The sequence below is a fragment of the Streptomyces lunalinharesii genome (assembly GCF_039532155.1).
Lineage (GTDB): Bacteria > Actinomycetota > Actinomycetes > Streptomycetales > Streptomycetaceae > Streptomyces > Streptomyces lunalinharesii.
The window spans coordinates 1-26,276 of sequence record NZ_BAAARK010000037.1; the positions used below are offsets into that span (position 1 = coordinate 1).

A 26,276-nucleotide genomic window follows, 5' to 3' on the forward strand; every position below is an offset into this window, starting at 1 on the left:
GTTGTCCGGCTGGGCCGCGGTGCCCGGCGCCCCGGCGGAGGAGTCCGCCCCACTGGCATCGGCCGACCCCGCACCACTGGCCTCCGCGGCCACACCCGCACCCGACTGACCCCCCGCCTTGGAACCGCCCGCATCCGAACCCGAGCAGGCGGTCAGGGAGAACGCGGCGGCCGCGGTCAGGGCCGCAGCCGCGATGCGCAGGGTGCGACGACGAGCGGAACGGGTAGAGGTGCTGGCAGTCATTTCGGGTCCCCCCAGGGAAGTCGAAGTCGTTCTCTCCTCGGTACGACCACCACTCTGGTCGGGGCCGCTATCGCCAGGCTGCCGCCCCACTAACGCCCCACTAAGACGGGCGCGAGCCCGCCGAGGCCCCACCCCATGACGCGCCCGTCGAGCCCTCGTCCCCCACTAGCCACCACGGAGCACCTCCCCCAGGACGGCGACGCCCTCCGTCAGCTCCCCGGGGGCGCGGGCCGCGTAGCCGAGCACCAGGCCGGGGCGTCCGTAGGGGCGTTGGCCGTGCCAGGAGAGGGGATGGACCTTGACGCCGCGGGCCAGGGCGGCGGCGGCCAGCGCGGCGTCCGGCGGGGCGGTGGACGGGAAGGTGATCGTCAGGTGGAGGCCGGCCGCCGCGCCGTGCACAGTGGCGGTCGGGAGGTGGCTGCGGACCGCGGCGACCACGGCGTCCCGGCGGGCCCGGTGGCGCCGCCGCAACTGGCGGATCAGGCGCTCCAGTTCACCGGACGCCATCAGGTGGGCCAGGACGAGCTGCGGCAGCGCCGCGTTGCCGAGGTCGGCGAACCGTTTGGCGTCCACCAGCGCCTCCCGGTGGCGGGGCGGCGCGAGCAGCCAGCCCACCCGGAGCGCGGGGGCCAGCAGCTTGGAGACGCTGCCGACGTAACAGACCTGGTCGGGCAGGAGGGAGTGCAGCGCGGGGACCGGCGGGCGGTCGTAGCGGTGCTCGGCGTCGTAGTCGTCCTCGATGACCAGCCCGTCGCACGCGGTGGCCCAGCGCAGCAGCTCGCGACGGCGGGCGCCGCCGAGCACCACGCCGGTCGGGAACTGGTGGGCCGGGGTGAGCAGCACGGCCCGGGCACCGCTCGCCCGCAGCGCGTCGACGCGCAGGCCGTCCGCGTCCACCGGGACCGGCGGGGTGGCCGCGCCCCAGTACTGGAGGTGCTGCCGGACGCCGAGCGAACCGGGGTCCTCGACGGCGATGTCCGTGCTGCCGTCGCGGCGCAGCACCTGGGTGAGCAGGGCCAACGCCTGGGTCGTACCGGCGACGACCAGGACGTCGGCGGGGTCGGCCCGGATGCCGCGGTTGCGGGCCAGCCAGTGGACGACGGCCCGCCGCAGCTCGGGGGTGCCACGCGGGTCGCCGTAGCCGAGGGCCGCCGCCGGGAGCCCGGTCAGCACCGCGCGTTCGGCGCGGCGCCAGGCGGCGCGCGGGAAGGAGGCCAGGTCGGGGACGCCGGGCGTGAGGTCGATCCGGGCGGGCGCCGCGCGCAGGGCGTCGAAGACGTCGCGGGCGGGCGGGGCGGCGAAGGGTGCGGACGGCGGGTCAGGGGCCGGGGCGGGGGACGGTCCGGCGGCGGCCACCATCGGGGCAGCGACCACCACCGTGCCACCGCGCCCCCGCCCGGCCACCTGACCGTCCTCGCGCAGCCGTTGGTACGCCTCGGTGACCAGGCCGCGTGAAACCCGCAGGTCGGCGGCGAGCACCCGGGTCGCGGGGAGTCTGCTCCCGACCGGCAGCCGGCCGTCCGCGATGGCCCGCCGCAGTTCACCGGCGAGCCACTCCGCCCGGCCGCCGGCGGGTGCCGCCCCGATCCGCAGCTGGAGGAAGTCGGACCCGGTGGCGACGCCGGCGATTACGGACCCCTCGGGTGCCCCGTCTTTGGACCTGTCCACCGGACCATTCTCCCGCGACCGTGATCCCATGAACACGCCGATCCGGGCCGCCGGCCCCGCCCCCGACCGCGCCCGTCCCCAAGGGCCGGTCCCTGGCCAACTCCCCTTCCCCGCACCCGCATGCGCTGCCGCCGCACCCGATGGCTCAGCCCCCGGCACCCCCGCCTACGTGCACGGCTACTCCGACGGCGAGGCCCGCCGCCTCGGCGACCAGGCCGACACCCTCTCCCGGCTGCTGCACGCCGGCACCGCCTACCCCGCCGGGAGCCGGGTCCTGGAGGTCGGTTGCGGCGTCGGCGCGCAGACCGTCCACCTGGTGAACGGCAGCCCGGGCGCCCTGATCACCGCCGTTGACCGGTCCGCGTCGTCCCTCGCCCAGGCCCGCGCCCACCTGGCGGCCCACGCCCCGCACGCCACGGAACGGGTGCGCTGGCACCACGCCGACCTGCATGACCTCCCCTTCCCCGACGGCTCCTTCGACCACCTGTTCCTCTGCTTCGTCCTGGAGCACCTCCCCGACCCCGTCCGCGCCCTGACGGCCGTGCGCCGCGTCCTGCGGCCGGGCGGGACGGTCACCGCCATCGAGGGCGACCACGGCTCGGTCGTCTTCCATCCGGACAGCCCGACCGCCCGCCGGGTGATCGGCCACCAGGTCCGGCTCCAGGCGGCGGCCGGCGGAAACGCCCTGCTGGGGCGGCAGTTGCAGCCCCTGCTCGGCGCCGCCGGCTTCACGGAGGTCGGTGTGCGGCCCCGCACCGTGTACGCCGACGCGAGCCGGCCCGGCCTCGTCCGGGGCTTCACCCGCCGGACCTTCATCGCCATGGTCGAGTCCGTACGGGACGAGGCTCTCGCCGCCGGGCTGACCTCGCCCGCCGACTGGGACCGCGGCCTGGCCGACCTGCGCCGCGCCGCGGAACCCGGCGGCACCTTCCACTACACGTTCTTCAAGGCCGTGGCCGTCGCGCCGGCCGCCCGTCCGGCGGACGAGGCCGCCCCGGTCGCCGCCCCCGCGCCCCCGGCAGCCGCTGCCGCGTCCGGTCGTCGGCCGGCCGGCCCGCGGACGGCGTGACACCGCTCCGATCGGCCCGCCCCCGCGCGGCCCTGACACGTCGCCTCAACGGCGCACCAACTCGCCGCCCTCCCGCCATAGGCCGGCGCGGGCCGGAGCGCTATCGTCGGATTCCAAGAACGAAACGGGGGAGGGCAGCGGTCGATGGCCCAGGATGAAGCGGTGATCGGCTGTACCGGAGTGCTGCTGATCGGCACCCGCGGCACTGCCGGACCCGGTGAGGTTCTGGTGCGGATCCGGGGTGGCTCGGAAGCCTTCCTCGCCTGGTCCGCCGAACCCCTGCCCAAGGGGGTGACCGTGCTCGTGATCGACTCCCGAGGCAATCGCCAGGTCGACGTCATGGAGTGGTCTGATCCGTTGGACGCGTCGGCCGGTGCGACCGGCGACGCTGGTTGAGGAGACGAGTGATGTTCGGTTACCGCGTTCCTTCCCCCGATCAAGCGATGCTGATCTCCGGTGGCAGGCGGGGACAGGGCGGTGCGCCCTTCCGGGTGGTGACGGGCCACGGCAAGTTCGTGCTGCCGGTGTTCCGCAAGGTGCGCTTCCTGACCCTGGCGATGTGCGAGTCCGAGGTCGCCGAGAAGTGCGTGACCCGGCAGGGCATCGCCCTCACGGTGCGCGCCGTGATCGCGTTCAAGGTCGGCAACGACACCGAGAGCATCGTCAACGCCGGCCAGCGCTTCCTGTCGGACCAGGACCAGATGTCGATCCTGACCGGCCGGGTCTTCGCCGGTCACCTGCGTTCCATCATCGGCTCGATGACGGTCGAGGAGATCGTCACCGAGCGGCAGAAGCTGGCCACCGAGGTCCTGGAGACCTCCAAGACCGAAATGGCCAAGATCGGCCTGATCGTCGACTCGTTGCAGATCCAGTCGATCGACGACGGCGACACCGGCTACATCGAGGCGATGTCCGCCCCGCACAAGGCGGCCATCCAGCGCCAGGCCCAGATCGCCCAGGCGCAGGCCACCCAGGCGGCGGTCGAGGCCCAGCAGGAGGCGGTGCGCAACCAGGCCGAGTACAACCGGCAGACCGCGGTGGTCCAGGCCGAGTACTCCGCCGAGGTGGACCGCGCGCAGGCCCGCGCCGCCCAGGCCGGCCCGCTCGCCCAGGCGCACGCCCAGCAGGAGGTGCTGGCCGCCCAGACCGAGCTGGCCGAACGCCGCGCGCAGCTGCGCCAGCAGGAACTGGTCGCCGAGGTCGTCAAGCCCGCCGAAGCGGAGGCCGAGCGCATCAAGCTGCTGTCCACGGCCGAGGCCGAGCGGATGAAGATCCAGGCCGAGGCCGCCGCCTCGCACGACCGGGTGGCCCTGGACCGGATGCTGATCGACCAGCTCCCGCAGATCGTCAAGGAGGCGTCCGCGGGCCTGTCCAACGCCAACGTCAACGTCCTCAACGGCACCGACGGCCTCGGCGAGATCGCCGCCGGCCTGGTCGGCCAGGGCCTGACCATCCTCGACTCGGTGCGCCGCAACCTCGGCACCCAGTCCGCGTCCGACACCGCGGGCGGCGCGTCCGGCTCCGCCAACGGCAACGGCGGTGCGCACGGCGGCCGCGTCGAGATCGAGTAGAAGTCGAGGAGTCGGGCAGCGTCGCCGGTCACCGGTCACCGGCGGCGTCGTGCCCTCGCCCCCGGCGGGCCGCCGCACGGCCCGCCCCCGGGGCGCCGCGCCGTTTCAGGCCCCGCGCCCCCGCGTCCGCGGCTCCTCCAGGTGCTTGTCGCGGACGTAGTCCACGAGGCGGAGCAGGACCGCCTTGGTGACGTCCAGGTCGGCGTCGTCGAAATCGCTCAACGCCAGGCGCAATTCGGCCAGTCGGGCGGCCCGGAAGCTCGTCAGGACGGCCTTGCCGTGCGGCGTGATCGCGACCCGCCGGGCCCGCCGGTCCTGCGCGTCCGGCGTGCGTTCGACCAGGTCCTGCGCCTCCAACTGGCTGATCTGCCGGGTGACGTGCGGCGGCTCGACCATCAGCTGCACCGCCAGGTCGCCGACCCGGCTGACGCCTCCGCTGTCCTCCAGCGCCATCAGCAGGTGCAGGTCGGAACGGCCGGCCGTGATGCCCGCCTGACTCGCCTGGCGCTCGTGCGCCCGCGAGCGGGTGAGCAGGTAGGACAGCGTGGCCAGCACTCTTTGCAGTGCGGCGGTGGAGTCCTCGGGGGACGCGGGGTCCGACATGGGGGAACTGTAACCGGACCGGTCCGCGCAACCGGCGCGGTCCGGACCAGGATCCGGCCACCGCGCCCGCCCCGTCGGACCCGTCGGCGCATCGCCCCGCCGGCCGTCGCGCACCCGCCCTGCGGCCACGCGACCATGCGGTTTGAGCCAACCTCGGTGCTGCCGCGATCTGCCCTTCCCTCCCCCGCCGGGCCTGAGTTAGCGTGACGACATCTTAATTACCTAAGTTAGGTAATTAGCTCACGCGGAAGGACCGGCCGCATGACGACCGCAGAACGCACCGCTCCCCCCGACGCCCTCACCGTCCCGGCCAGCCGCGCCCCCGGCTGTCCCTTCGACCCCGCGCCCGCCGTCACCGAAGCGGCCCGCAGCGAACCGGTCACCCGAGCCACCCTCTGGGACGGCTCCTCCTGCTGGCTGGTGACGCGCCATCAGGACGTCCGCGCGGTGCTCGGCGACCCGCGCTTCAGCGCCGACGCCCACCGCACCGGCTTCCCCTTCCTGACCGCCGGCGGCCGCGAGATCATCGGCACCAACCCGACCTTCCTGCGCATGGACGACCCGGAGCACGCCCGGCTGCGCCGGATGCTCACCGCCGACTTCATCGTCAAGAAGGTCGAGGCGATGCGCCCCGAGGTGCAGCGCCTCGCCGACGACCTGATCGACCGGATGACCACCGGACGCACCTCCGCCGACCTGGTCACCGACTTCGCGCTGCCGCTGCCGTCCCTGGTGATCTGCCTGCTGCTCGGCGTCCCCTACGAGGACCACGCGTTCTTCCAGGAGCGCAGCCGGGTCCTGCTCACCCTGCGCTCGACGCCCGAGGAAGTCCGGGGCGCCCAGGACGAGTTGCTGGAGTACCTCGCCCGGCTCGCCCGGACCAAGCGGGAGCAGCCGGACGACGGCATCATCAGCCGGCTGGTCGCCCGCGGCGAGCTCGACGACACGCAGATCGCCACCATGGGCCGCCTGTTGCTGGTCGCCGGCCACGAGACGACCGCCAACATGACCGCACTCTCCACCCTCGTGCTGCTCCGCAACCCCGAGCAGCTCGCCCGGCTGCGCGCCGAACCCGCACTCGTCAAGGGCGCCGTCGAGGAGCTGCTGCGCTACCTGACGATCGTCCACAACGGCGTCCCCCGGATCGCCACCGAGGACGTCGTCATCGGCGACCGCACCATCCGCGCCGGCGAGGGCGTCCTGTGCATGATCAGCTCCGCCAACCGGGACGCCGAGGTCTTCCCCGACGGCGACGCCCTCGACGTGGCCCGCGACGCCCGCCGCCACGTCGCCTTCGGCTTCGGCGTCCACCAGTGCCTGGGCCAGCCGCTGGCCAGGGTGGAGCTCCAGATCGCCGTGGAGACCCTCCTCCGCCGCCTGCCGGACCTGCGCCTGGCCGTGCCCCACGAGGAGATCCCGTTCCGCGGCGACATGGCGATCTACGGGGTGCACTCCCTGCCGATCGCCTGGTAGCCCCGTCCGGCACCTCCCCCCACCGCCCACCACGCACCACTTGGGAGCACCATGCGCATCCACGTCGACCAGGAGAAGTGCTGCGGCGCCGGCAGTTGCGTCCTCGCCGCGCCCGACGTCTTCGACCAGCGGGAGGAGGACGGCATCGTGGTCGTCCTCGACGTCGAGCCGCCCGCCGCGCTGCACGACGCGGTCCGCGAGGCGGCGACCATCTGCCCCGCCGCCGCGATCACGGTGACCGGCTGAGCGACCGGTCGCCCCGCACGCCCGCGCCCCGGTTCCCGCCTTCCCCCCGCGGGGCCGGGGCGCGCCCGCCACGACGCCGCCCCGTCCGACGGTGGGGCCCGCCCCTGTCCCGCCCCTATCCCGCCGTCATCCCGCCGTCGCGCGCGCCGCCAGTGCCCGCAGCGCCGCCTCGGACGACGAGCCCGGCGCCGCGTGGTGGGTCACCAGTGTCTGCCCCGGTTCGGCCGCCACGCGCAGCGTCCCGTATGTGAGGGTCAGCGGGCCCACCACCGGGTGGTCCAGCTGCTTCGTCCCGAAGCCCTTGTCCTCGATGTCGTGCCGGGCCCAGAGCCGCCGGAACTCCTCGCTCTGCAGGGTCAGTTCGGTGATCCGCGCGGTCAGCGCGGGGTCGTCCGGGATCCGCGCCAGTTCCTGCCGGAGCAGCGAGACCGTCACCTCCGCCTTGTCCTGCCAGTTCACGTACAGCGCGCGGGTGGCCGGGTCCAGGAAGACCTGCCAGGCCAGGTTGCGCCGCTCGGGCGGCAGCGCCGGGAAGTCGCCGAACACGGCGCGGCCGAGCCCGTTCCAGCCGATGATGTCCAGCCGTCGGCCCACCACGAACGCGGGGACCAGCTCCAACGCGTCCAGCAGCTGCCGGCACGCGGGCCCCACCCGCTGCGGGCCGGCGACCGGCCGGGCCCGGCGGGCGGCCGGGCGGACCAGGTGCCGGAGGTGATCGCGCTCGGCCGGGGTCAGCCGCAGGGCGGTGCCGAGCGCTTCCAGCACGGCGTCCGAGACGTTCTGGCCGTGGCCCTGCTCCAGCCGCGTGTAGTACGCCACGCTCACCCCGGCCAGCTGCGCCAGCTCCTCGCGGCGCAGCCCCGGCACCCGGCGCCGCCCGCCGCGCTCGGGCAGCCCGACGTCCCCGGGCCGCAGCCGGGCCCGCCGCGAGCGCAGGAAGTCGCTCAGCTCGGTGCGCCGGTCGACGACCACGGGCACCGGCCGCCCCGCCCGGCCGCCGGGCCCCGCGGGCTTCCCGCCCCCCAAGGGGGTTCCGTCAGTAGTAGGCACACCATGCATATGTTCAAGAGTGCACTGGTTAGCACCGTCGCAGCCACGCATGCTCGGTGGCATGACCCACACCTCTGTCGCCGCGTACGCCGCACCCGCACCGAAGGCACCGCTGGAGCGGACCACCGTCCCGCGCCGCGAACTGGGTGCCCACGACATCCTGATCGACATCAAGTTCGCCGGCATCTGCCACTCCGACATCCACACCGTGCGCGCCGAGTGGGGCGACGGCGGCAACTTCCCGATCGTCCCCGGCCACGAGATAGCCGGCGTGGTCTCCGCGACCGGCCCCGAGGTCACCCGCTACCAGGTGGGCGACCGGGTCGGCGTCGGCTGCTTCGTCGACTCCTGCCGCACCTGTGACAACTGCCGCGCCGGTCTGGAGCAGTACTGCACCGGCGAGCTCGGCACCGTCAACACCTACAACGACACCGACCGCAACGGCGAGGCCACCTACGGCGGCTACGCCACCCACGTCGTCGTCGACGAGAACTACGCGCTGCGCATCCCCGACGCGCTCCCGCTGGACGCCGCGGCCCCGCTGCTGTGCGCCGGCATCACCCTCTACTCCCCGCTCGCCCACTGGCAGGCGGGCCCCGGCAAGAAGGTCGCGGTGGTCGGCCTGGGCGGCCTCGGCCACATGGGCGTCAAGATCGCGCACGCGATGGGCGCGGAGGTCACCGTCCTGAGCCAGTCGCTGCGCAAGAAGGACGACGGCCTGCGCCTCGGCGCCGACCACTACTACGCGACCAGCGACCCGGCCACCTTCGAGGCGCTGGCCGGCACCTTCGACCTGATCGTCAACACCGTCTCGGCCAACCTCGACATGGGCGCCTACCTCGGGCTGCTGCGCACCAACGGCACCCTGGTCCAGCTCGGCGTCCCCGAGCAGCCGCTGCCCATCGCGCCGTTCGCGCTGATCGGCGGCCGCCGCTCGATCGCCGGCTCGCTGATCGGCGGCATCGCCGAGACCCAGGAGATGCTCGACTTCTGCGCCGAGCACGGCCTGACCTCGGAGATCGAGGTGATCAGCGCCGACCGGATCAACGAGGCGTACGAGCGGGTGCTGGCCAGCGACGTCCGCTACCGCTTCGTGATCGACACGTCGACGATCTGAGCCGTCGCGCCGGCCGCACCGACCGGCCGCGCTGACGACCCGTCATCCCCGCGCCGCGGCGCGGGCGAGCGCCCGGGGCCGCCCCCACAGGCTGCCCCGGGCGTGGTGCGTGCCGTGACCCCCGGCACCGCACCGCAGTCTAATTGAAAACGGTAGCCATTTCCATATAGCCTCCGTCCCGTCCGGCTCCCACCCGATCGACGGAAGGCCCACCACCATGGCCGTGCCCAAGCGCAAGCTCTCCCGCAGCAACACCCGCCACCGCCGCGCCCAGTGGAAGGCCAGCACCCCGCAGCTGGTGCCGGTCACCGTCGACGGCGCCGTGTACCAGGTCCCGCAGCGGCTGGCCGCGGCGTACCGGCGCGGCCTGATCGACCCGAAGGGCTGACCGCGCCGTGCCGACCCGCCCCCGCCTGCCCGTCACCGTGCTCTCCGGCTTCCTCGGCGCGGGCAAGACCACGCTTCTGAACCACGTCCTGGCCAACCGGGAGGGCCGACGGGTCGCCGTCATCGTCAACGACATGAGCGAGGTCAACATCGACGCCGCCCTGGTCCGTGGCGGCGGCGCGGCGCTCTCCCGCACCGAGGAACGCCTGGTCGAGCTGACCAACGGGTGCATCTGCTGCACCCTGCGCGACGACCTGCTGACGGAGGTCGACCAGCTGGCCCGGGCCGGCCGCTTCGACCACCTGCTGATCGAGTCCAGCGGCATCTCCGAGCCGATGCCGGTCGCCGCGACCTTCGCCGCCGCGCGCGAGGACGGCACCACCCTGGGCGACCTGGCACGCCTGGACACCATGGTCACCGTCGTCGACGCCGCCGCCTTCCTGCCCGAACTCGCCGGCGGCGACGCCCTGGTGGAGCGCGGCCTGGCCCCGTACGAGGACGACGAGCGCACCGTCAGCGACCTGCTGATGGACCAGATCGAGTTCGCCGACGTCCTCGTCCTCAACAAGACCGACCTGGTCGAGCCGGCCACCGCGGACCGCCTCCGGGCCGCCCTCGCCCGCCTCAACCCGGCCGCCCGGATCGTCCCCGCCCGGCACGGCCGGGTCCCGCTGGCCGAGGTCCTGGACACCGGCCGCTTCGACCTCGAACGCGCCGGGCAGGCGCCCGGCTGGGTGCGCGAACTCAACGGCGACCACGTCCCCGAGACCGAGGAGTACGGCATCTCCAGCACGGTCTTCCGCGCCGACCGCCCCTTCCACCCGGGCCGCCTCTGGCAGTTCGTCACCACCGGGATGGACGGCGGCGACTACGGCGACGTCCTCCGCTCCAAGGGCTTCTTCCGGCTCGCCACCCGGCCCGGCGTCACCGGCCTGTGGTCCCAGGCGGGCGCGGTCGCCCGCTTCGAACCGGCCGGGACGGACGCCGCCGACGCCGCCGACAGCCCCGCCGCCCCGCTCGCCCCGTCCGGTCAGGAACTCGTCTTCATCGGCACCGACCTGCGCCCGGCACCCCTGCACGCCGCCCTGACCGCCTGCCTCCTCGCCCCCGACGAGCCCGTCCCCGCCACGGCCGACGACCCGTTCCCGGCCTGGGCGGTGCACGGCCCGGCCGACGCCTGCGCGCACGACCACGCCGACCCGGACCGGCTGGTGGGCACGGCGGCGGCGACCGGCTAGGACCACCCGGGCCGGGAAGGGGGCGCAGGCCGCCACGGGATACGGTCACGAACGCGGAGCCGGCCCGCGAAAAGTTTTTCGGCGCGGGCGGCAACCCCGCCCCCGGCCGCACGTCGTCTCGGGTGAGGGCGCCCCCCGGCGCCACCGTCGACGAACTGGAGCAGCCGACCGTGAACCCGTCCCGTACCGCCCGTCCCTCCCGCACGCGCCGTGCGGCCGGTGCCGGCCTCCTGGCCGCCATGGCGCTCGCCGCCGTCTCGACGACCGGCACCGCCTACGCCGCCTCCGCACACGCCTCGGGCCCGGCCGCCAGCGCCAGCCCGTCGCCCGCCCCCACCCAGCCGCCCGGCCACGGCAGCCGCCCGAGCGCGGAACCCTCCCAGCCCCCCGGCCACAGCAGCGCCCCGAGCCCCGAACCGACCTACCCCGCGGGCCACCGCGCCACCCCGTCCCCGGTGCCGCCCGGCGCGACCGCCACCCCCTCGCCGGTCCCCAGCCGCCCCGGCAGCCAGCCGGCCCCCGGCAAGGACGCCGGTGACGGCCAGCAGCTCGCCAAGACCGGTGCCTCCTCCGGGACCACCCTCGCCCTGGGCGCCGGCGCGGCCGCCCTGATCGCGGTGGGCGGCGGCGCGCTCTACGTCGTCCGCCGGAACCGCGCCTGACCGACCGGGTACGCCCGAGGGAACGCATGGCCCACTACGCACCGCACCCGGCCCCGGCAGGTTTCGCCCTGCCGGGGCTCCGGCGTGCCGCCTGGCGCCGCCTGCTGCGCGCCGTCCGCCGCGAGTCGCCGGCCCACCACTCCACCTCCGTCCACCAACTCCCCGCTGCCGCACGGCAGTCGGCCCACCACTGGGACGACGCCCCGGAGCCGCACCGGCCCACCCTCACCGAGCTCTACCACGCCCACCGGCTGAGGATGGTCCGGCTGGCGGTCCTCCTCGTCGACGACCGCGCCACCGCCGAGGACGTCGTCCAGGACGCCTTCGCCGCCCTCTACAAGCGCCACGGCGAACAGCTCGGCGAGGTCGACAACGCCCTCGCCTACCTGCGGACCGCGGTGGTCAACGCCGCCCGCTCGGTACTGCGCCGCCGCCGCACCGCCCGCGAGTACACCCCGCCGCACGAGACCGACGCGCCGTCCGCCGAGGAGCGGGTGGTACTCGACGAGGAACACCGCGAGGTCCTCGCCGCGCTCGGCGCCCTCACCGCCCGCCGCCGCGAGGTACTGGTCCTGCGCTACTGGGGCGACCTGACCGAAGCGGAGATCGCCACGACCCTCGGCATCAGCCGCGGCGCGGTGAAGTCCCTGGCCAGCCGCGCCCTGGACGCCCTGGAGAAGATCCTGGAGGAACGGTCTTGAGCACCCGCGACACCGCCCCCTGGGACGCCACGGGCGAACGCCCCGTCGAGGACCGGCTGCGCCGCGCCCTCGCGGCCCGCGCCGACGCCGTCGACGTCCACGACCTGCGCCCGGCGGCGCCCCCCGGTCCGCACCCCGGCCGCAGCCGCCCGTCCTGGCCGGCCCTGCGCACCCGCGTCCGGCCACGCCGCCTCGCGCTGCCGCTGGCCGCCGCGGCGACCGCCGCCGTGGTCGCCCTCGCCGCGCACCTCGCCACCACCTCCGACCGCGCCCCGGCCCCGCCGCAGCCGGCCGCCCCGCCGACCCCGGCCACCCGGTCCCCGCACAGCGCCACCCCGAGCCCCGCCCCGTCCCCGTCCTCCCCGGACCGCTCCGCCGAACCAGGCCGCGGCCCCCTCCGCACCCCCCCGGGCAGCCCCGCCAGCCGTCCCACGCCCAGCATCGCCCCGCCCGTCCCGACCCACCGGCCGTCCGGCCGCGCCACCGGCGACGCCACACCCAGCGGCCGCCCCATGCCCGGCTCGTCGAGCCCGTCCCCACCCCCGCCCACGGGCAAGGCGTCGCCCGGCGTTCGCTGACCGGCCCCTGTCCGCCCCGGCCCCCCTTCCCCGAGAATCGTGCCCATGCCCCTCCGGCCCGCACCTTCGCCCCCGGTCCGGTCCCGGTGCACCGGCGCCGCCCGCCCCGCCCGAGCCCTCGCCGCCGCCCTCCTGACCGCCGCGACCGCCCTCCCCCTCGCCGCCTGCCAGAACGCCGGCGGCGAGTGGGACGCCACCGGCCCGCGCACCGCCTCCGCCCCGGCCCCCACCGCCGGCACGCACCTTGGCGACCGGAACGCCTGCACGCCCGACATGCTGCGGTTCCACGCCGGCGCGGAGCCGCACCGGGACCGCCGCATGCTGCTGACCGTCACCAACATCGCGGACCGCACCTGCACCTTCGCCGCGCAGCCCTACCCCCTGCTGCACTTCGGCGACCGGCTCCCCGGCCCGCTCCCGCCCCTGCCGTACAGCAGACCGCGCACCCCGGTCGTCCTCCCGCCCGACGGCACCGCCTACGCCGAAGTGCTCACCGCCGCCGCACCCGGTGGACCGGGCGGCCGCAGCGCCCCGGCCAGCACGGCCGAAAAGGCGTCCCAATTCGGCATCGCCCTGACCGCGCGCACCACCCCGGCGCAGGTCGGCGTGGACGGCCGGGCACCGGTCCGGGTGGACCCGGGCACCGCCGCGGTCACGTACTGGCAGCCGGGCCCACCGGTCACCGGACGGTGGTGATCCGGCCACGTTCCGCGGCGTCGCACGACCGCTGCGGGCGGACGAACGAGCGATAGCCCGTTCGTGCCGTATCAGCCAGCTCATCACCCACCAATGATCCAATTTTGCCGCGATTGCTCTCGTTTGCTCCGCCGCCTCCTGGCTGCGCCCGGTGCCTTTGGCCCGGTAGGCTTTCCGTGTGATCTTCAAGCGCATCGGAAATGGGCGGCCGTACCCCGACCACGGCCGGGAGAGCACCCGCCAGTGGGCGGACGTCGCCCCGCGCCCGGTACGCCTCGACCAGTTGGTGACCACCAAGCAGCAGCTCGACCTCGAAACGCTGCTCGCCGAGGACTCCACGTTCTACGGCGACCTCTTCGCCCACGTCGTGAAGTGGGAGGGCGACCTCTACCTGGAGGACGGCCTGCACCGCGCGGTCCGCGCGGCCCTCCAGCAGCGCCAGGTGCTGCACGCCCGCGTCCTCGAACTCGACAACTGACGCTCGGGGGACCGCGCCCGCCGGGCCGTTCGGGCGTCAGCACCAGAACCCGCCGCGGCGCCAGTCGAATTGGCCCACTCGGGTTTCCCTCACACAACGCACTGATCATCTAGTAGGCACGGCACACGCCCGGGACTACGCTGCGGCCATGAGCATGCTGACGCCTCCAGGAATGGGCGGTAAGTACCGCATCACAGGCGACAGGTACCCGCGGATGCGCCGCCCCCGCCACCGTCGCCGCATCATCCTCGGCATCGTCGCCAGCGCCTGCGCCCTCGGGCTGGTCGGCTGGGGAACTCTGCAGCTCATCGACGTCTTCGGCGGCCGGGGCAGTACGGCCCAGGCCGCGCAGGACACCAGACCGTGCCCGGACAGCACCGCCGGTCCCGCCAAGGCCGCCCCGCCGGCCGCCGCACCGCCCGCCCCGGCGTCCCTGACCGTCAACGTCTACAACGCCACCCCGCGCTCCGGTCTCGCCAAGCGCACCGCCGACGAACTCCAAAAGCGCGGCTTCAAGATCGGCAAGGTGGGCAACGCCCCGGCCGCCTACGACAAGAAGGTGGCCGGCACCGGCATGCTGCTCGGCCCGGCGGCGGCCGGCGAGGGCGCGTTGAAGGTCCTGGCCACCCAGCTCGCCGGCGCCCAGCTGAAGACCGACGACCGCAAGGGCGCCGACCTCGACCTGATCATCGGCGGCACCTTCAAGGAGCTGACCGCCCCGCAGCAGGCCGCCAAGGCCCTGGCCCTGCTGTCCCACCCGGCCCAGGCACCGGCCCCCGCGAAGTGCTGAACGCCGCGGGGCCCCGCACCACGGCGTGGTGCGGGGCCCCGTAAGTGGCGAAGAGGGCCGTCAGCCGGCCGTGCCGTACATGCGGTCGCCCGCGTCGCCCAGGCCCGGCACGATGTAGCGGTCCGCGTTGAGCTGCTCGTCGACGGCGGCCGTGACCACCGTGACCGGCGTGCCGGCCAGCTCGCGCTCCATGACCTCGACGCCCTCGGGCGCGGCGAGCAGGCAGATCGCGGTGACGTCGTCCGCCCCGCGCTTGATCAGCTCCTTGATCGCCGCGACCAGCGTGCCGCCGGTGGCCAGCATCGGGTCGACGACGTACACCTGCCGCCCCGACAGGTCGTCGGGCATCCGCGTCGCGTAGGTGTGCGCCTCGTAGGTCTCCTCGTTGCGCACCATGCCCATGAAGCCGACCTCGGCGGTGGGCAGCAGCCGGACCATGCCGTCCAGCATGCCCAGCCCGGCCCGCAGGATCGGCACGACCATGGGGCGGGGGTGCGACAGCCGCACGCCGGTGGTCGCCGTCACCGGCGTCTCGATGTCGACCTGCTCGGTGCGCACATCACGGGTGGCCTCGTAGGCGAGCAGGGTGACCAGCTCGTCGGCGAGCCGCCGGAAAGTCGGGGAGTCGGTGCGCTTGTCGCGCAGAGTGGTGAGTTTGTGCGCCACCAGCGGGTGGTCGACGACGTGGATCCGCATACCTCGACACTAACCGAGCCGCAAGGCCCCGGCGCCCGCCGTACGCCGCCCGCGCTCCGGCACGTGAGCGACATCTCTCACAACGTCCGCACGACGCAGCGTCGAAGACGCCGCGCGGACGCGATGTTTCTGCCACGATTCCGAAGGGGGCGGGAAGCAGCGGCGTGCAGCGCCGCCCCGCCCGGCCCGGCACGCCTCTACCAGTGGGAGAGTCACGGTGTACTTCGCCGCACTGCTCGCGCGCACCGAAGACGGGTGGGAAGCGAGCGACACAGAGCTCGACGATGTGGAAACGCTGACCGATCTGGCCGACCTGGCCCGAGAAGCAGCGGCCGACGACACGGTAGTGGTCCTCATCGAGCAGGAGGACGCCTGGTTCGGCGTCGTCCGGATCGACGGCGAGGACGACCCGAAGGTCTTCGTCTCCAACGCCGCGATGGCGGCCAGGAGCTCGTACGGCGCGATGCTGACCGACGAGCTGCTCGGCCGCGACGACGGCGACGAGGACGACCTCGACCTGCTCGACCTGGACGGCACCGAGGACGGCGAACCGGAAACGGAGGACGAGGACCCCGAGGGCGGGGACCCCGACGAGGCACCCGTGGCCCGCGGCCCCCTCGGCGACGCCCGGCTCCTGGAGGACGTCGGCGTCGGCGAGCGCGAGCTGCTGACCCTCGACGGCGACGCCCTCGCCTCGATCGCCGAGGCCCTCGGCTGCTCCGACCTCCTGGAAGCCGTCCGCTGAACCCGCCGGGCCCTCGCACCGCCGGGCCCGGCACCGGCCGCACCACCTGGTCCCCGACACTGGGGACATGACCGTCCCTCCGTCCGCCTCCCTCCCCTCCCCCACGCCCGACCCGCTGCGCGACCCCTGGACCGGGGCGATGCGCCGGGCACTGGTGGAGGCCGCCCGCGCCCCCGGGACCGGCGACGTCCCGGTGGGCGCCGTCGTGCTGTCCGCCGACGGCACGGTCCTGGGCACCGGCCACAACGAGCGCGAGGCCACCGGCGACCCCACCGCACACGCCGAGGTCCTCGCGCTGCGCGCCGCCGCCCGGACCCTCCGGGAGGGCGCCGCTCCCGGGGACGGCGACGGGCGCCGGCCCGGCGAGTGGCGGCTCACCGGCTGCACGCTCCTCGTCACCCTCGAACCGTGCACGATGTGCGCCGGCGCGATCGTGCTCTCCCGCGTCGACCGGGTCGTCTACGGCGCCCGGGACGCCAAGGCCGGCGCGGTCGGCTCCCTCTGGGACGTGGTCCGCGACCGCCGGCTCAACCACCGTCCCGAGGTCATCGACGGTGTCCTGGAAGCGGACTGCGCCGCCCTCCTCACCGCCTTCTTCCGCGACCGCTGACCGCCGCCCGCCCCGCTGACGGCCATCCGATTTCGGCGCACGGGGCCCCTTGGGCTAAGCTCTCTCTCGGTAGCGTGTCCGAGCGGCCGAAGGAGCTCGCCTCGAAAGCGAGTGTGGCGCAAGTCACCGAGGGTTCAAATCCCTCCGCTACCGCCAGTAACACCCCCCTGAACTGCGGAAACGCAGATCAGGGGGGTGTTGTGCGTGGGGGCTGCGTGGCGATCGGCGCGGGTGGGGGACGAGGCGTTGCCGCGGCAGCCGTCCGGCGCTTCCCCATCTCCCGTTGAGGGCAACGGAGTTGGTGGCTCACGCGGCGGCGGATCGGCGGCGGCGTCGCCGCGGCCCGGGGCCCACGGACGGGGCGCGGGAATCTCCGCCGGCGGAACCGGGTTGCCCGCTGTGACAGCGAGGACGACGGGGGCCGCGGTCCCCGCGGGGAGGGGACGGGCACCGATGAGCCTGCGTCAGTTCGAGTACGCCCTGGCCGTTGCCGAACAGGGGTCGGTGACGGCGGCGGCGGAGCTGCTGCACGTCGCCCAGCCGTCGGTGTCCCAGCAGATCCGCGGGCTGGAGCGGGACCTCGGCGTGGAGTTGTTCGCCCGCACGCCGACCGGACTGGTGCCCACCGTGGTCGGCCGGGCGTTCCTGCGGGAGGCGGAGGCCGCGGTGAGCGCGGCGCGGCGGGCCCGGGCGACGGCACGGGCCGGCGCCGAGGAGCTGGTGGGAGAGCTGGTGGTCGCGGTGCAGATGGGGTTCGGCACGCGGCAGCTGCCGGGCGCACTGGCCGCGCTGCGTCGCCGCTTCCCGCGGGTGGAGGTCACCGTCTTCGAAGAGCCCAGCTCCGCCGAGATGGAGCAGTTGGGGCGGCGGGGCGTGCTGGACCTCGCCCTGATGGCGGCGTGCAAGCGGAGCCCCTCCGACGCCCACCACCTCGGCGACGAAGAGTTCGTGGTGGTGCTGGGCGCCGGGCACCCGCAGCTCGCCGCGGAGCGGGTCGAGCTGCGCGAGCTGGCGGGCGAGCCGTGGGTGCGGTTCGACCGCGACAGCGCCCTCGACGGCGTGCTGCTGGAGACGCTGGGGGACCACGGGCTGACCCCGACCACGGCCGCCCGCGTGTCCCAGACGGCGACGGCCGTGCGCTGGGCCGCCCACGGGCTGGGGGCGACGCTCGTGCCGGCCTCCGCGGTGCCGCACGGTCACGAGCACCTGGTGCGTCCGGTGTTCCCGGCCGTGTCCCAGCCCGTCCTCGCCGTGGTGCGGCACGGCGCGGGTCCGGCGGAGACGGCCCTGCTCGAACTCCTGCGCCAGGAGCGCTGGTCCGTGCCCCTGGCGGACCGGTAGGGCCGGCTCAGAGCTGGGTGGCGCCGCCGTCCACGACGAGTTCGGCGCCGGCGGTGTACGTGGCGTCGAAGGCGAGGAACGCGGCCGCCCCGGCGATCTCCTCGGGGGTGCCGAAGCGCCGCATGGGATTGCCCGCGACCTGCTGCGCCTTGAACTGCTCGGCGGCCTCTGCGGGCATCGCGGCCTCCAGGACCCCCGTGTCGACGGGGCCGGGGCTGACCGCGTTGACGCGGATGCCGCGCGGCAGCAGCTCGCGGGTCAGGCTGCGGGCCATCGAGCGCAGCGCCGCCTTGCCGGCCGCGTAGACGCTGGTCTCCGGCACGCCCATGACGTTCGCGACCGAGGTGGTGAGGACGACGCCGGCACCGGTGCTCAGATGCGGGGCGAGCTTCTGGACGGTGAAGTAGGCGCCCTTGACGTTGATCGCGAACAGCTCGTCGTACGCCTCCTCGGTCGTCGTCGCGAAGGGCGTGAGGGTGGCGATGCCGGCGTTGACGAACAGGGCGTCGAGCGTGCCGAATTCGTCCCGCACGCGGTCGGCCAGCGCGTCCAGGTCGGGGAGCGCGGCCACGTCGCCCCGGACGGCCACCGCGTGCGCGCCGAGGCGTTCCAACGCCGCGTCGAGCGTGGCCTGGGAGCGGCCGGTGATCATCACCCGGGCCCCCTCGTCCACCAGCAGCTGTGCCGTCGCGAGCCCTATGCCGCTGCCGCCGCCCGTGACCACTGCGTTCTTGCCGCTGTACTTGCCCATGCCGGGATTCCTTCTTCTCATTTCTCCGGAACGCGGTGCCGCGACCGACTCACGTCCATTCCTTGAATTCGTCTTTCCGAAAGCGGTGTTCCGGAATGCCGTCGGCGTCATCCCCGGGGGAATTCGCCGCCGTCCACGACGAGGTTGCTGCCGGTCAGCCAGCCCGCCTGGTCGGACACCAGGAACAGCACGGCGTCGGCGATGTCGTCGGGCCGGCCGTCGCGCCCCAGCGGTGGGCTGTCGGCGGCGTTGGTCTGGCCCGGCGCCGCGGCCAGGCGCGCCCACTGATCCCGCGTCGCCTCGCCGCCGGGGGTGGCGGTCCGGCCGGGCGACACGGTGTTGACCCGGATGCCGAACGGGGCCAGTTCCAAGGACAGGCCCCGGCTGTAGTTCTCCAGCGCCGCCTTCGCCGTGGTGTAGTGCAGGAACGGCCCCACCGGGGTGCGGACCGCGGCCGAGGAGACGTGCACGATCGCCCCCGAACGCCGTTCCCGCATCCCCGGCACCAGCAGCGCGTCCAGCCGCACCGACGACAGGAAGTTCAGGTCCAGCGCCGCCTGCCACTCCTCGTCGGGAATGGCCGCGGCGCTCGCGTGCGGGCCCGCCCCACCCACGTTGTGGACGACGACGTCCACCCCGCCGAGCGTCTCCTGCGCGGCCGCGGCGAGCGCCTCCACGCCGGCCCGCGTCTGCACGTCGGCCGTCACGAAGGCGGCCCCCTGCGGCACCGTGCTCGTCGCCGACCTGGCGGTCGTGAGCACCTCGGCGCCCGCGGCGAGGAGTTGGCGCACCACGGCCGCTCCGATGCCGCGCGTGCCGCCCGTGACCAGTGCCCGCTTTCCTGCGAGTGCTGGCGTTTCCCGTCCGGTTTCGCTCGTGGTCATGGTGCCGGTCCTTTTCGCTCGTGTGGTCCGCTCGACGGAACGAGAAAGCGATGTGCGCCGGGCGCGAATCTTCGGAGAATTCGCGGTGCGCACCTCGTCGAGCGGTTTCACGGTAGATCCGGAAAAGAACGCGAGGCAAAGACCAAATTCCAGCGGGCGCCATAGGGGATTCCTATGGCGTCACGGCAACTGATCGGGCGTCAGGGGGCGAGGGGGGTGACGTCGGGGGCCGCCAGGGGGCTCGTGGGGAGGCCGAGGGCCATGTTGCCGACGTGGCTGAGGTGGGCGCGCAGGGACGGCGGCAGGAAGGGGGCGGTGAACGGGGCCTCCATGCGGCCGGTGAGGCAGGAGGCCAGGCCCAGGTCGGTGGCGGTCAGCGAGAGGGTCTGCATCAGGCAGCCGGTGTCGCGGTAGATGAGGCTGAGGGCCATCCCCTCGTACTTCCAGGTGGTGCGGGCCGCCACGGCGGTCAGGCAGAGGCTGGCCGGGGGCGCGTGGTCCAGCAGTGCGGGGTCGGTGACGGTGCGCTGCTGGAAGGCGGCCAGTTCGTCGGTCCAGGGGGCGAGCCGGTGCAGGGCGTGGGCGAACGGGTCGTAGTGGTAGGCGCCGGGGGACAGTCCGGTGACCGCCCGGGCCACCAGGTGGATCTCCAGGCTGTGGCGGGCGCCGCCGGACGGCGCGGGGCGCTGGGTCTGCTGGTAGGCCCGCGGCGCCAGGTGGCCGCGGACCCGCGCGGCGCGGGCCAGCAGGGCGGCGAGGAGCGGCAGCGGCACGGGGTCGGGGGCGTAGCCGCGGACGCTGCGGCGCGCGGCCAGGACGTCGGCCAGCGGGCGGCTGGGCGCGTCGGCGCCGTCGGGCAGGGCGATCGCCGCGTCGACGCCGGGGTGGTGGAGGCGGGCCGGCGGCGGGGTGCCGCGGCCGGCCGCGGCGTCCGGGCCGAGGCCCGAGCGGGCGTGCACGGCGCGCTCGTACGCGGTCCAGCCGGCGCCGGGGTCCCGCACGTCGTCCCCCGCGTCGTCCCCCGCGTCGTCGACGGCCCCCTCGACGGCGGCCTCGGCGGCGTCCGTCGGGGGCGGGGCGCAGCGCCGGAGGATGCCGGCCGCGGCGAGCCGGGCCAGCAGCGTGCGGACGTCGCCGCCCGGGGCGGACTCCTGCCAGCGGCCTTGGAGTTGGTCCGCGGTGTGCGGGCGGTCGAGTTGGTTGAGCAGGTCGACGAGGACGGGCTTGGCGGCGAACTTCCGCCAGCTGCCGCAGTCGACGAGGACCGGGCCGCCGCCGTCCGCCCACTCCAGCAGCAGGTCGGGGTTGCGGCGGTAGGGACGGGCGTCGTGGTCGGGGGCGCCGTGCGGGGCGCCCGGGGCGTCGTGGGCCGTGGTGTCGTCCATGCGGTGGTCCGGTCCCTCCGGCGGGTCGGCGGCGGTCGGCTGGTGGCGGTCGGCGGGCTTCACAGGAACGGCAACGGCCACGGGTTGAGTTGGTCCTCCGTCAGCGCGGTGCTGCGCACGCCCATGGCGACCGGGGCCTGGCGGACGCGGGGGCCGCCGCGCCGGTGGAAGTCGCTGCGCAGGGTGAGCGGGCACAGGCCCGGGACCACCGTGCGGACCACGCTGACGCCGCATTCGGCGACGTCGATGGGGGTCAGGTCGACGGCGATCGCCTCGTGGCCGCGGGCGGCGAGCCGGCGGACCGCCTCGGCGACGTCGTCCTGGAGGCTGCCGGCCGGCCGGGCCGCGGGCAGCGGGTGCCGCGGCCCGTCCGCCCAGAAGGCCAGGTGGTGCTGGCGGTCGGGCGCGCAGTAGTAGAGGCAGAACTCGCTCAGGCTGCTCAACGCGGCGTCGGCCGCCGGCACTTCGCCCTCTTCGAGCCAGATGCCGGCGCCGGTCCGGCACAGGCACGCCTCCTCCAGCGCGCCCAGCAGCGCGGTGTGCGGGTCGAGGTCGGCGCGCGCGGCGTGCACCACGACCGGCCGTTCGGCGGTGCCTCCGGCGAACCGCACCGCGACGGCCGGGATGCCCAGGTCGGTGGTGAGGTCCTTGCAGGTGACCGTCGCGCCCTCGGCGGTGATCCGGTCCACGATGCGCCGGGCGGGCCCGTCGGGCAGGCCGGTCAGGTCGAGGCTGGGCAGGGTCAGCCGGTTCTCCCAGAAGACCAGGGTGGCGTCGCGTTCGACGCTCTCCATCAGGCCGCCGAGGACGGCGTGGTGGTACGAGCCGCCGGCCGCGAGCCCGGTGGAGATCGGGTCGAACCACGGCTTGTGGGCGCGCGGGAAGCGGTAGGGCAGGTAGACGGCGCAGGCCGGGACGTACCGCGGGCGGCCGGTGGCCAGGGAGGTCCCGGCCACCCAGTCGATCGGCACGGCGGGGTCGAAGGGGGCGTAACGGCGCTGGGCGGCGTACTCCTCGGCGGAGCCCAGCGGCAGGCTGCGCGGGTCGACGGCGGCGTCGCCGAGTTCCGCGAGGGTGGCGCGGACCAGCCGGTCGGGGTCGTACACCCCGGCCGCGTACCGCTCCATGGTCTCGCCCACCGCGCAGACCCGGGCGTTGACCGGGTCGCTCTTGACCGCTCCGCCACGGGCCTCGGCGGCCACCGGGGAGAACCACGTGGTGGTGGTCATGCCGGCGGTGCGCGCGTAGGTGGTGCCGTCGGGGCCGCTCGGCCGGTCCACCCGGAGTTCGGGCACCAGCCCGGTCAGCGGGTCGACCGCGCCGCGCATCAGCCGCCAGCTCTCCGCGACGTCCACGGTGGCCGTCCCGTCCCGTTTGGGGGGTACGGCGGCGGTCGCGCACGCGGGGCAGCCGGGGGTGTGGAACAGGGCGTGCCCGGTGCGTTCCCAGGTGGCGTGGTCGAGTTCGGTCAGCTCCGGAGGTCCGGTGGGCGCCTCGGGGGCGGCGAGGGCGGTGAGCACCGCGTGGGCCACCGCGCCGGCCGCGACCGCGGTGGTCGGCCACGCCTCGCTCTCCGCCGCGCCCAGCAGCACCTCCAGCGGCAGTGCGGCCACCGGCTGCCAGGTGTGGTTGGCCCGGATCCGCCGCACGAGGCAGACCGGGCAGGGCGTGCGCGGCGGGCTGAGGGTGGCGAGCAGCAGCCGGGTGGGGGTGCTGAGGTACGTCACGAGCGGTGTCCCGCGGTCCAGCACCAGGGCGGTGCGGCGGCGGAGTTCGTCTTCGGGCCGGCCCAACGGGAGGACCACGGCGCCGGGTTGGTCGGTGGTGTCGGGCGGGGCGGTCCGTGCCCCGGCCCTGTTGAGGAGGGCGGCCACCTCGCTGGCCAACGGGCCGTCCCCGACCACGACGACCGGCCGACGGGCCCGTTCGGCGCCGGCCCCGTAGAGCGGGTGCGGCAGCCGGCCGTCCCCGGGGTGGGCCAGGCCGCGGGCGTGCAGCGCCTCGGCCACCCGCCCGGGCACCGCGTCGAGGGTGACCGTCTGGTGGTCCGCGTCATCGACCGCAAGCGGGACGGGGACCCGCAGGGTGCCGGTGCTCGCGCAGACGTAGAGGTGCCGGCCGCGACGGACGAGCCGGACGTCGCGGCGGAGGGTGAGCGGGGCGGGGGGCCGGGGGGTTTCCAATGCTGTCCGCCTTCGAAAGCCGTGGGGTGGGGGGCGCGGAAGTGCCTCCCGGCCGGTTCGTCCGCCGGCCGGGAGGCACGTCGCGCCGTTACTCCGCCGACTCCGCGTCGTCGTATTCGGTGACGAAACAAAGGCAGCTGTGGCCGGCGAAGGCCGTTTCCGACTCCGGAATGGCCATCTCCTCGAACAGGTCGTCTTCCTCGGCCATGACGATTCCCCTTTCCGTGGATTTTTCAATTACCCCACGAGTCACACCCGCCAACGCTCCGGGTGAGTGCTCGACAACCATTGCTGCGGACTGCGGTAATCCTCGTCAAGAAAAACCGATGAAATGACTCGATTCCCCATTAGTACGATAGTGCGACGCATTTCTTTACGTTTCGCATGCGCCTCCGACCTGGGGTTTTGCTCAACATTCAGGCCGCTCACGGCGACCCCGGGCGACGCAAGCGCGCGAACCGGCCGCCGGCCAGCGGCGCCCCCTTTTCAGCCACTCGGAAATCCCCGGGAAAATCGCACGGAAAACGAAAACGGGGGCGGCCGGAGTCCGTTGTGGACTCCGACCGCCCCCGTAGTGCGCGGACGGCGCAGAAGGAATTGACGCGATCCGTCAGTCCCGGCGGCGGAAAGCCTTCCGGATGAAGTGCACGATCAACCAGATCAACAGGATCACGATGACGATGATGACCACGACGATCACGATCAGGAAGACGCCGAGCTTCTTGAAGAAGCCCATCTTCTTTTTCTTCGGCTTGTCGTGGGACGTGAAGGACGCCTGGTGCGTCACCTGGTGGTGGCTGCTGTGCGCGCTGTGCCGCCACTTGGCGGGGGCCGCGGGGGCCGCCGCGACGCGCTCGGCGGCGTCGGCGACGGTCGTCCGGGCGCCCGACGCGGCGTGCGGGGCGGCCACGGCGGCGGGACGGGCCGCGGCGGCTTCGGACAGTCCGGCGGCTGCCGCGGGGCCGGCGGCGGCGGCCACCATGCCGAACAGCAGCGCCAGCACCACCATCGGGCGGCGACCCCAGGTCCGGCGGGTGGGTGCGTGCGGCGAACCGGACTGCCGGTGCGCGGAGTTCGTGTGCTTCGGTCGCATGGGTTGCTTTCCCCCTCGTACGGTGCGTTCAGCCATTATGGGCGGGCGCGGGCGCGGACACCCCGGCGGACGTCTCGACCTCCATCAAGGAAGCGCTGTGCCGCTCCTCGTCGAAGGCCGCGCGACCGCCCCGCAGCCCGAACAGCCGCTTGGCGACCGCGATGTAGAGCACCGCGAGGATGTTGATGACCAGGGTGGCGATCTTGACCCAGCTGACCTTCTCGGTCAGCTCGTAGATCTCCAGGGGCAGGAACGCCGCGGTCGCCACCACCGCCAGGTACTCCGCCCAGCGCTGGGACCACCACAGGCCGACGCCCTCGACGATCTCCACCAGGGCGTACGCCAGCAGGAGCGCGGCCACCAGCAACAGGGTGGAGTGCTGGTAGCCGAAGGTCTTCCGGATGGTGTCGACGACCGGGGAGTGGTCCAGGTCGTAGTGGAAGTGCACGGCGACCGGACGGACCACGTCCAGGTTCTTGTCGAAGAACTGGCGGACCGCGTCCTGGCTGTTGCTGAACTGCCAGACGGCGAGCGCCGCCAGCACGACGAACAGCCCGCGCAGCGCCCGCTCCACGGCCAGGAACCGCAGGATGAACAGGTCCCGCAGCGCCTTCCCGCGCGGCACCAGCGGGGCGTCGCGGGCCGGCCCGGAGCCGTGCGGCTCGCCCAGCACGAAGTCCCCGCAGCGCAGGCAGCGCCAGGCCGTGCCCAGGGCCGTGCTGGCGTGCAGCCTCTCCTGGAGGTGCGTCTCGTGCGGGAGGTAGGTGATGTGTCCGCGCCGCGCACAGGTGCGCCGGTTCCAGTCGATCTTCACCGTTGGAGCCCCGTGTTCCTCTCGTCGTCCCGCGCGGGCCGTCGTGCCGCGGCGGTCGGCCGCCGCGGCGCGGGTCCGCGCTCCGTGCCGGCCGATTGTCGCGTACATGCAGCAATCGCCGGCGTACGGGGATGCCTTACGGGGAGAGGGACGAGAAGAACGGTCCCGAGGTTGCCGGGAGGGCGGCCCGGACGGGTGCGCGCGCCCGGCGCACGGGGCGCGGGGGCGTTGGCCGGGGGAGGCGGGCCAGGGGGTTGGTTCCGCCTCCCCCGATGAGGACCGGCCCCGATGTCCACGCCGCACCGTCAGGGAACGCGCGACGCGGACCCCGCAGTGGGGCGCTGGTCCCAGGGCCCCGCGGATTCCTGCCAGATCCGCCGTGGCCCGTGCCTCCATCCTGCCGCCCGCGGGCCACCCCAACAGCCGGGCGAAGGACCCCCCTTGGTGGGCCTTTGGTCCATAAGGCCCATGTGAAGGACAGGGCCGGACGGCCCGCATCACCCACCCCGCTCGAACACCTGTGGTTACACTCGCCCGACCGCACCGGCAACCGGAGCGGCCCCGGGGGCCAGGGGGCCCGCGGGGAACGCCGTAGGGGCACAGGGCCCCGCCGCAGGGGAGACGGAACTGATGGCGACAGCGAAGAAAGTGGCGTTGTACCTGGTCGTCGCCTTCGTGCTCTGGACGATCATCGCCACCCCCAAGCGGGCCGCCGGGCTGGTCCAGATAGGCTTCGAAGGCATTTCGACCGCCGCGCAGAGCGTCGGCCAGTTCATGACCCAGCTGGTCAGCTAGGTCCCAGTCGGCCCGCCGGACCGGCTGCGCATCGTCCCGCCGCACGGAGGCCGCCGTGATCCGCCACCTGGTCCTGTTCAAGCTCAACGAGGGCGTCGCGCGCGACGAGGAGCGGGTGCAGGCCGGCGTCCGCGCCTTCGCCGCGCTGGAGCAGGAGATCCCGGAGCTGACGTTCTGGGAGTGCGCCTGGAACATCACCGACCGGCCGATCGCCTACGACTTCGCGATCAACTCGGCCGTCGCCGACACCGACGCCCTCAAGCGCTACATCGAGCACCCGGCCCACCAGGCGGCCGCCGCCCAGTGGCGCGAATTCGCCACCTGGGTGATCGCCGACTACGAGTTCTGACCCCGCCCGGCGCCACCGCGCCCCCGCCGGCGTCCCGGCCCCCCGCCCGCCCGGACGGGG

The 26,276-nt window shown here is 74.4% G+C and carries 30 protein-coding genes and 1 tRNA gene; 20 read left to right on the forward strand and 11 right to left on the reverse strand.

Annotated elements, in window-relative coordinates:
* Positions 1 to 408 precede the first annotated feature (408 nt).
* A complete protein-coding gene (pdxR, locus tag ABD385_RS33950) occupies positions 409 to 1,941 on the reverse strand; it encodes a MocR-like pyridoxine biosynthesis transcription factor PdxR (RefSeq protein WP_425585540.1) in 1,533 nt (510 codons plus the stop codon).
* Between pdxR and ABD385_RS33955 the strand changes: the two genes are divergently transcribed.
* The 3 genes from ABD385_RS33955 to ABD385_RS33965 all read left to right on the forward strand — a co-directional run bounded on the left by ABD385_RS33955 (position 1,940) and on the right by ABD385_RS33965 (position 4,551).
* Positions 1,940 to 2,980 carry a methyltransferase domain-containing protein gene (locus tag ABD385_RS33955; protein WP_344583201.1) on the forward strand — a complete coding sequence of 347 codons (1,041 nt, stop codon included), beginning with the start codon at positions 1,940 to 1,942 and terminating at the stop codon, positions 2,978 to 2,980. The genes pdxR and ABD385_RS33955 overlap by 2 nt on opposite strands.
* Positions 2,981 to 3,124: 144 nt before the next feature.
* The gene (locus tag ABD385_RS33960; protein ID WP_344583203.1) at positions 3,125 to 3,376 is read left to right on the forward strand and encodes a hypothetical protein; all 252 of its coding nucleotides are present in this window, start codon (positions 3,125 to 3,127) and stop codon (positions 3,374 to 3,376) included.
* Positions 3,377 to 3,387: 11 nt separating this feature from the next.
* Positions 3,388 to 4,551 (forward strand): SPFH domain-containing protein, encoded by a 1,164-nt coding sequence (locus tag ABD385_RS33965; protein WP_344583205.1) that lies wholly within the window; start codon positions 3,388 to 3,390, stop codon positions 4,549 to 4,551.
* A 105-nt stretch (positions 4,552 to 4,656) separates the two neighbouring features.
* Here the strand turns inward: ABD385_RS33965 and ABD385_RS33970 are convergent, their stop codons facing one another.
* Positions 4,657 to 5,154: a MarR family winged helix-turn-helix transcriptional regulator gene (locus tag ABD385_RS33970; RefSeq protein ID WP_344583207.1), complete on the reverse strand. Its 498-nt coding sequence runs from the start codon at positions 5,152 to 5,154 to the stop codon at positions 4,657 to 4,659.
* 261 nt (positions 5,155 to 5,415) lie between these two features.
* On the opposite strand from ABD385_RS33970, the gene ABD385_RS33975 reads away from it, so the two are divergent.
* Positions 5,416 to 6,627 carry a cytochrome P450 gene (locus ABD385_RS33975; protein ID WP_344583208.1) on the forward strand — a complete coding sequence of 404 codons (1,212 nt, stop codon included), beginning with the start codon at positions 5,416 to 5,418 and terminating at the stop codon, positions 6,625 to 6,627.
* Between the two features lie 51 nt (positions 6,628 to 6,678).
* Positions 6,679 to 6,873: a ferredoxin gene (locus tag ABD385_RS33980; protein ID WP_344583209.1), complete on the forward strand. Its 195-nt coding sequence runs from the start codon at positions 6,679 to 6,681 to the stop codon at positions 6,871 to 6,873.
* 126 nt (positions 6,874 to 6,999) lie between these two features.
* Here the strand turns inward: ABD385_RS33980 and ABD385_RS33985 are convergent, their stop codons facing one another.
* Complete coding sequence (locus ABD385_RS33985; protein WP_344583285.1) at positions 7,000 to 7,845, reverse strand: helix-turn-helix domain-containing protein; 846 nt, start codon at positions 7,843 to 7,845, stop codon at positions 7,000 to 7,002.
* 139 nt (positions 7,846 to 7,984) lie between these two features.
* Here ABD385_RS33985 and ABD385_RS33990 point away from each other — a divergent pair, with 139 nt between their 5' ends.
* The 9 genes from ABD385_RS33990 (at position 7,985) to ABD385_RS34030 (ending at position 14,570) form a co-directional block, all read left to right on the forward strand.
* The gene (locus ABD385_RS33990; RefSeq protein WP_344583210.1) at positions 7,985 to 9,040 is read left to right on the forward strand and encodes an NAD(P)-dependent alcohol dehydrogenase; all 1,056 of its coding nucleotides are present in this window, start codon (positions 7,985 to 7,987) and stop codon (positions 9,038 to 9,040) included.
* Between the two features lie 217 nt (positions 9,041 to 9,257).
* The gene (gene rpmF / locus ABD385_RS33995) at positions 9,258 to 9,428 is read left to right on the forward strand and encodes a 50S ribosomal protein L32 (protein WP_344583211.1); all 171 of its coding nucleotides are present in this window, start codon (positions 9,258 to 9,260) and stop codon (positions 9,426 to 9,428) included.
* Positions 9,429 to 9,435: 7 nt separating this feature from the next.
* Positions 9,436 to 10,665: a GTP-binding protein gene (locus tag ABD385_RS34000; protein ID WP_344583213.1), complete on the forward strand. Its 1,230-nt coding sequence runs from the start codon at positions 9,436 to 9,438 to the stop codon at positions 10,663 to 10,665.
* Between the two features lie 122 nt (positions 10,666 to 10,787).
* Positions 10,788 to 11,327: an LPXTG cell wall anchor domain-containing protein gene (locus ABD385_RS34005; RefSeq protein WP_344583215.1), complete on the forward strand. Its 540-nt coding sequence runs from the start codon at positions 10,788 to 10,790 to the stop codon at positions 11,325 to 11,327.
* Positions 11,328 to 11,353: 26 nt separating this feature from the next.
* The gene (locus ABD385_RS34010) at positions 11,354 to 12,028 is read left to right on the forward strand and encodes an RNA polymerase sigma factor (RefSeq protein WP_344583217.1); all 675 of its coding nucleotides are present in this window, start codon (positions 11,354 to 11,356) and stop codon (positions 12,026 to 12,028) included.
* The gene (locus ABD385_RS34015; protein ID WP_344583219.1) at positions 12,025 to 12,606 is read left to right on the forward strand and encodes a hypothetical protein; all 582 of its coding nucleotides are present in this window, start codon (positions 12,025 to 12,027) and stop codon (positions 12,604 to 12,606) included. Before ABD385_RS34010 ends, ABD385_RS34015 begins: the two co-directional genes overlap by 4 nt.
* Positions 12,607 to 12,651: 45 nt before the next feature.
* Positions 12,652 to 13,302 carry a DUF4232 domain-containing protein gene (locus ABD385_RS34020; protein WP_344583220.1) on the forward strand — a complete coding sequence of 217 codons (651 nt, stop codon included), beginning with the start codon at positions 12,652 to 12,654 and terminating at the stop codon, positions 13,300 to 13,302.
* Between the two features lie 178 nt (positions 13,303 to 13,480).
* Complete coding sequence (locus ABD385_RS34025) at positions 13,481 to 13,780, forward strand: type II toxin-antitoxin system VapB family antitoxin (protein ID WP_016572550.1); 300 nt, start codon at positions 13,481 to 13,483, stop codon at positions 13,778 to 13,780.
* A 148-nt stretch (positions 13,781 to 13,928) separates the two neighbouring features.
* Complete coding sequence (locus ABD385_RS34030) at positions 13,929 to 14,570, forward strand: LytR C-terminal domain-containing protein (RefSeq protein WP_344583221.1); 642 nt, start codon at positions 13,929 to 13,931, stop codon at positions 14,568 to 14,570.
* Between the two features lie 60 nt (positions 14,571 to 14,630).
* Here ABD385_RS34030 and upp read toward each other — a convergent pair whose 3' ends face one another.
* Positions 14,631 to 15,266, reverse strand: coding sequence for a uracil phosphoribosyltransferase (gene upp / locus ABD385_RS34035; protein WP_016572552.1), 636 nt, complete (start codon positions 15,264 to 15,266; stop codon positions 14,631 to 14,633).
* A 217-nt stretch (positions 15,267 to 15,483) separates the two neighbouring features.
* Between upp and ABD385_RS34040 the strand changes: the two genes are divergently transcribed.
* From ABD385_RS34040 to ABD385_RS34055, 4 genes are all read left to right on the forward strand, one after another.
* Entirely contained in the window at positions 15,484 to 16,011 is a 528-nt protein-coding gene (locus ABD385_RS34040; protein ID WP_344583222.1) for a tRNA adenosine deaminase-associated protein, read from the forward strand.
* Positions 16,012 to 16,078: 67 nt separating this feature from the next.
* Positions 16,079 to 16,621, forward strand: a complete 543-nt coding sequence (gene tadA / locus ABD385_RS34045; protein ID WP_344583223.1) for a tRNA adenosine(34) deaminase TadA — start codon at positions 16,079 to 16,081, stop codon at positions 16,619 to 16,621.
* A gap of 68 nt (positions 16,622 to 16,689) precedes the next feature.
* A tRNA-Ser gene (locus ABD385_RS34050) sits at positions 16,690 to 16,777 on the forward strand.
* A 297-nt stretch (positions 16,778 to 17,074) separates the two neighbouring features.
* Entirely contained in the window at positions 17,075 to 17,962 is an 888-nt protein-coding gene (locus tag ABD385_RS34055) for a LysR family transcriptional regulator (protein ID WP_344583224.1), read from the forward strand.
* Between the two features lie 7 nt (positions 17,963 to 17,969).
* Here ABD385_RS34055 and ABD385_RS34060 read toward each other — a convergent pair whose 3' ends face one another.
* The 7 genes from ABD385_RS34060 to ABD385_RS34090 form a co-directional block, all read right to left on the reverse strand.
* Positions 17,970 to 18,713, reverse strand: a complete 744-nt coding sequence (locus tag ABD385_RS34060; protein ID WP_344583226.1) for an SDR family oxidoreductase — start codon at positions 18,711 to 18,713, stop codon at positions 17,970 to 17,972.
* Positions 18,714 to 18,820: 107 nt separating this feature from the next.
* Positions 18,821 to 19,597 (reverse strand): oxidoreductase, encoded by a 777-nt coding sequence (locus ABD385_RS34065; RefSeq protein WP_344583228.1) that lies wholly within the window; start codon positions 19,595 to 19,597, stop codon positions 18,821 to 18,823.
* 200 nt (positions 19,598 to 19,797) lie between these two features.
* Positions 19,798 to 20,982 carry a SagB family peptide dehydrogenase gene (locus ABD385_RS34070; RefSeq protein WP_344583230.1) on the reverse strand — a complete coding sequence of 395 codons (1,185 nt, stop codon included), beginning with the start codon at positions 20,980 to 20,982 and terminating at the stop codon, positions 19,798 to 19,800.
* A 59-nt stretch (positions 20,983 to 21,041) separates the two neighbouring features.
* Complete coding sequence (locus ABD385_RS34075) at positions 21,042 to 23,165, reverse strand: YcaO-like family protein (RefSeq protein ID WP_344583232.1); 2,124 nt, start codon at positions 23,163 to 23,165, stop codon at positions 21,042 to 21,044.
* 88 nt (positions 23,166 to 23,253) lie between these two features.
* Positions 23,254 to 23,373: an azolemycin family RiPP peptide gene (locus ABD385_RS34080; protein WP_344583234.1), complete on the reverse strand. Its 120-nt coding sequence runs from the start codon at positions 23,371 to 23,373 to the stop codon at positions 23,254 to 23,256.
* A 402-nt stretch (positions 23,374 to 23,775) separates the two neighbouring features.
* Complete coding sequence (locus tag ABD385_RS34085; protein ID WP_344583235.1) at positions 23,776 to 24,258, reverse strand: hypothetical protein; 483 nt, start codon at positions 24,256 to 24,258, stop codon at positions 23,776 to 23,778.
* 28 nt (positions 24,259 to 24,286) lie between these two features.
* Positions 24,287 to 25,072, reverse strand: coding sequence for a DUF2127 domain-containing protein (locus tag ABD385_RS34090; RefSeq protein ID WP_344583286.1), 786 nt, complete (start codon positions 25,070 to 25,072; stop codon positions 24,287 to 24,289).
* A gap of 630 nt (positions 25,073 to 25,702) precedes the next feature.
* Between ABD385_RS34090 and ABD385_RS34095 the strand changes: the two genes are divergently transcribed.
* Positions 25,703 to 25,867 (forward strand): hypothetical protein, encoded by a 165-nt coding sequence (locus ABD385_RS34095; protein ID WP_344583237.1) that lies wholly within the window; start codon positions 25,703 to 25,705, stop codon positions 25,865 to 25,867.
* A 55-nt stretch (positions 25,868 to 25,922) separates the two neighbouring features.
* Positions 25,923 to 26,216, forward strand: coding sequence for a Dabb family protein (locus ABD385_RS34100; protein WP_344583239.1), 294 nt, complete (start codon positions 25,923 to 25,925; stop codon positions 26,214 to 26,216).
* Positions 26,217 to 26,276: the final 60 nt, after the last annotated feature.

What these genes read in the sequence shown, in the direction of transcription:
- ABD385_RS33955 (WP_344583201.1), top strand. Translation starts at nt 1,940, where the DNA reads ATGAACACGCCGATCCGGGCCGCCGGCCCCGCCCCCGACCGCGCCCGT.
- pdxR (WP_425585540.1), bottom strand. Translation starts at nt 1,941, where the DNA reads ATGGGATCACGGTCGCGGGAGAATGGTCCGGTGGACAGGTCCAAAGAC.
- ABD385_RS33960 (WP_344583203.1), top strand. Translation starts at nt 3,125, where the DNA reads ATGGCCCAGGATGAAGCGGTGATCGGCTGTACCGGAGTGCTGCTGATC.
- ABD385_RS33965 (WP_344583205.1), top strand. Translation starts at nt 3,388, where the DNA reads ATGTTCGGTTACCGCGTTCCTTCCCCCGATCAAGCGATGCTGATCTCC.
- ABD385_RS33970 (WP_344583207.1), bottom strand. Translation starts at nt 5,154, where the DNA reads ATGTCGGACCCCGCGTCCCCCGAGGACTCCACCGCCGCACTGCAAAGA.
- ABD385_RS33975 (WP_344583208.1), top strand. Translation starts at nt 5,416, where the DNA reads ATGACGACCGCAGAACGCACCGCTCCCCCCGACGCCCTCACCGTCCCG.
- ABD385_RS33980 (WP_344583209.1), top strand. Translation starts at nt 6,679, where the DNA reads ATGCGCATCCACGTCGACCAGGAGAAGTGCTGCGGCGCCGGCAGTTGC.
- ABD385_RS33990 (WP_344583210.1), top strand. Translation starts at nt 7,985, where the DNA reads ATGACCCACACCTCTGTCGCCGCGTACGCCGCACCCGCACCGAAGGCA.
- rpmF (WP_344583211.1), top strand. Translation starts at nt 9,258, where the DNA reads ATGGCCGTGCCCAAGCGCAAGCTCTCCCGCAGCAACACCCGCCACCGC.
- ABD385_RS34010 (WP_344583217.1), top strand. Translation starts at nt 11,354, where the DNA reads ATGGCCCACTACGCACCGCACCCGGCCCCGGCAGGTTTCGCCCTGCCG.
- ABD385_RS34020 (WP_344583220.1), top strand. Translation starts at nt 12,652, where the DNA reads ATGCCCCTCCGGCCCGCACCTTCGCCCCCGGTCCGGTCCCGGTGCACC.
- ABD385_RS34030 (WP_344583221.1), top strand. Translation starts at nt 13,929, where the DNA reads ATGAGCATGCTGACGCCTCCAGGAATGGGCGGTAAGTACCGCATCACA.
- upp (WP_016572552.1), bottom strand. Translation starts at nt 15,266, where the DNA reads ATGCGGATCCACGTCGTCGACCACCCGCTGGTGGCGCACAAACTCACC.
- tadA (WP_344583223.1), top strand. Translation starts at nt 16,079, where the DNA reads ATGACCGTCCCTCCGTCCGCCTCCCTCCCCTCCCCCACGCCCGACCCG.
- ABD385_RS34055 (WP_344583224.1), top strand. Translation starts at nt 17,075, where the DNA reads ATGAGCCTGCGTCAGTTCGAGTACGCCCTGGCCGTTGCCGAACAGGGG.
- ABD385_RS34060 (WP_344583226.1), bottom strand. Translation starts at nt 18,713, where the DNA reads ATGGGCAAGTACAGCGGCAAGAACGCAGTGGTCACGGGCGGCGGCAGC.
- ABD385_RS34065 (WP_344583228.1), bottom strand. Translation starts at nt 19,597, where the DNA reads ATGACCACGAGCGAAACCGGACGGGAAACGCCAGCACTCGCAGGAAAG.
- ABD385_RS34070 (WP_344583230.1), bottom strand. Translation starts at nt 20,982, where the DNA reads ATGGACGACACCACGGCCCACGACGCCCCGGGCGCCCCGCACGGCGCC.
- ABD385_RS34080 (WP_344583234.1), bottom strand. Translation starts at nt 23,373, where the DNA reads ATGGCCGAGGAAGACGACCTGTTCGAGGAGATGGCCATTCCGGAGTCG.
- ABD385_RS34085 (WP_344583235.1), bottom strand. Translation starts at nt 24,258, where the DNA reads ATGCGACCGAAGCACACGAACTCCGCGCACCGGCAGTCCGGTTCGCCG.
- ABD385_RS34095 (WP_344583237.1), top strand. Translation starts at nt 25,703, where the DNA reads ATGGCGACAGCGAAGAAAGTGGCGTTGTACCTGGTCGTCGCCTTCGTG.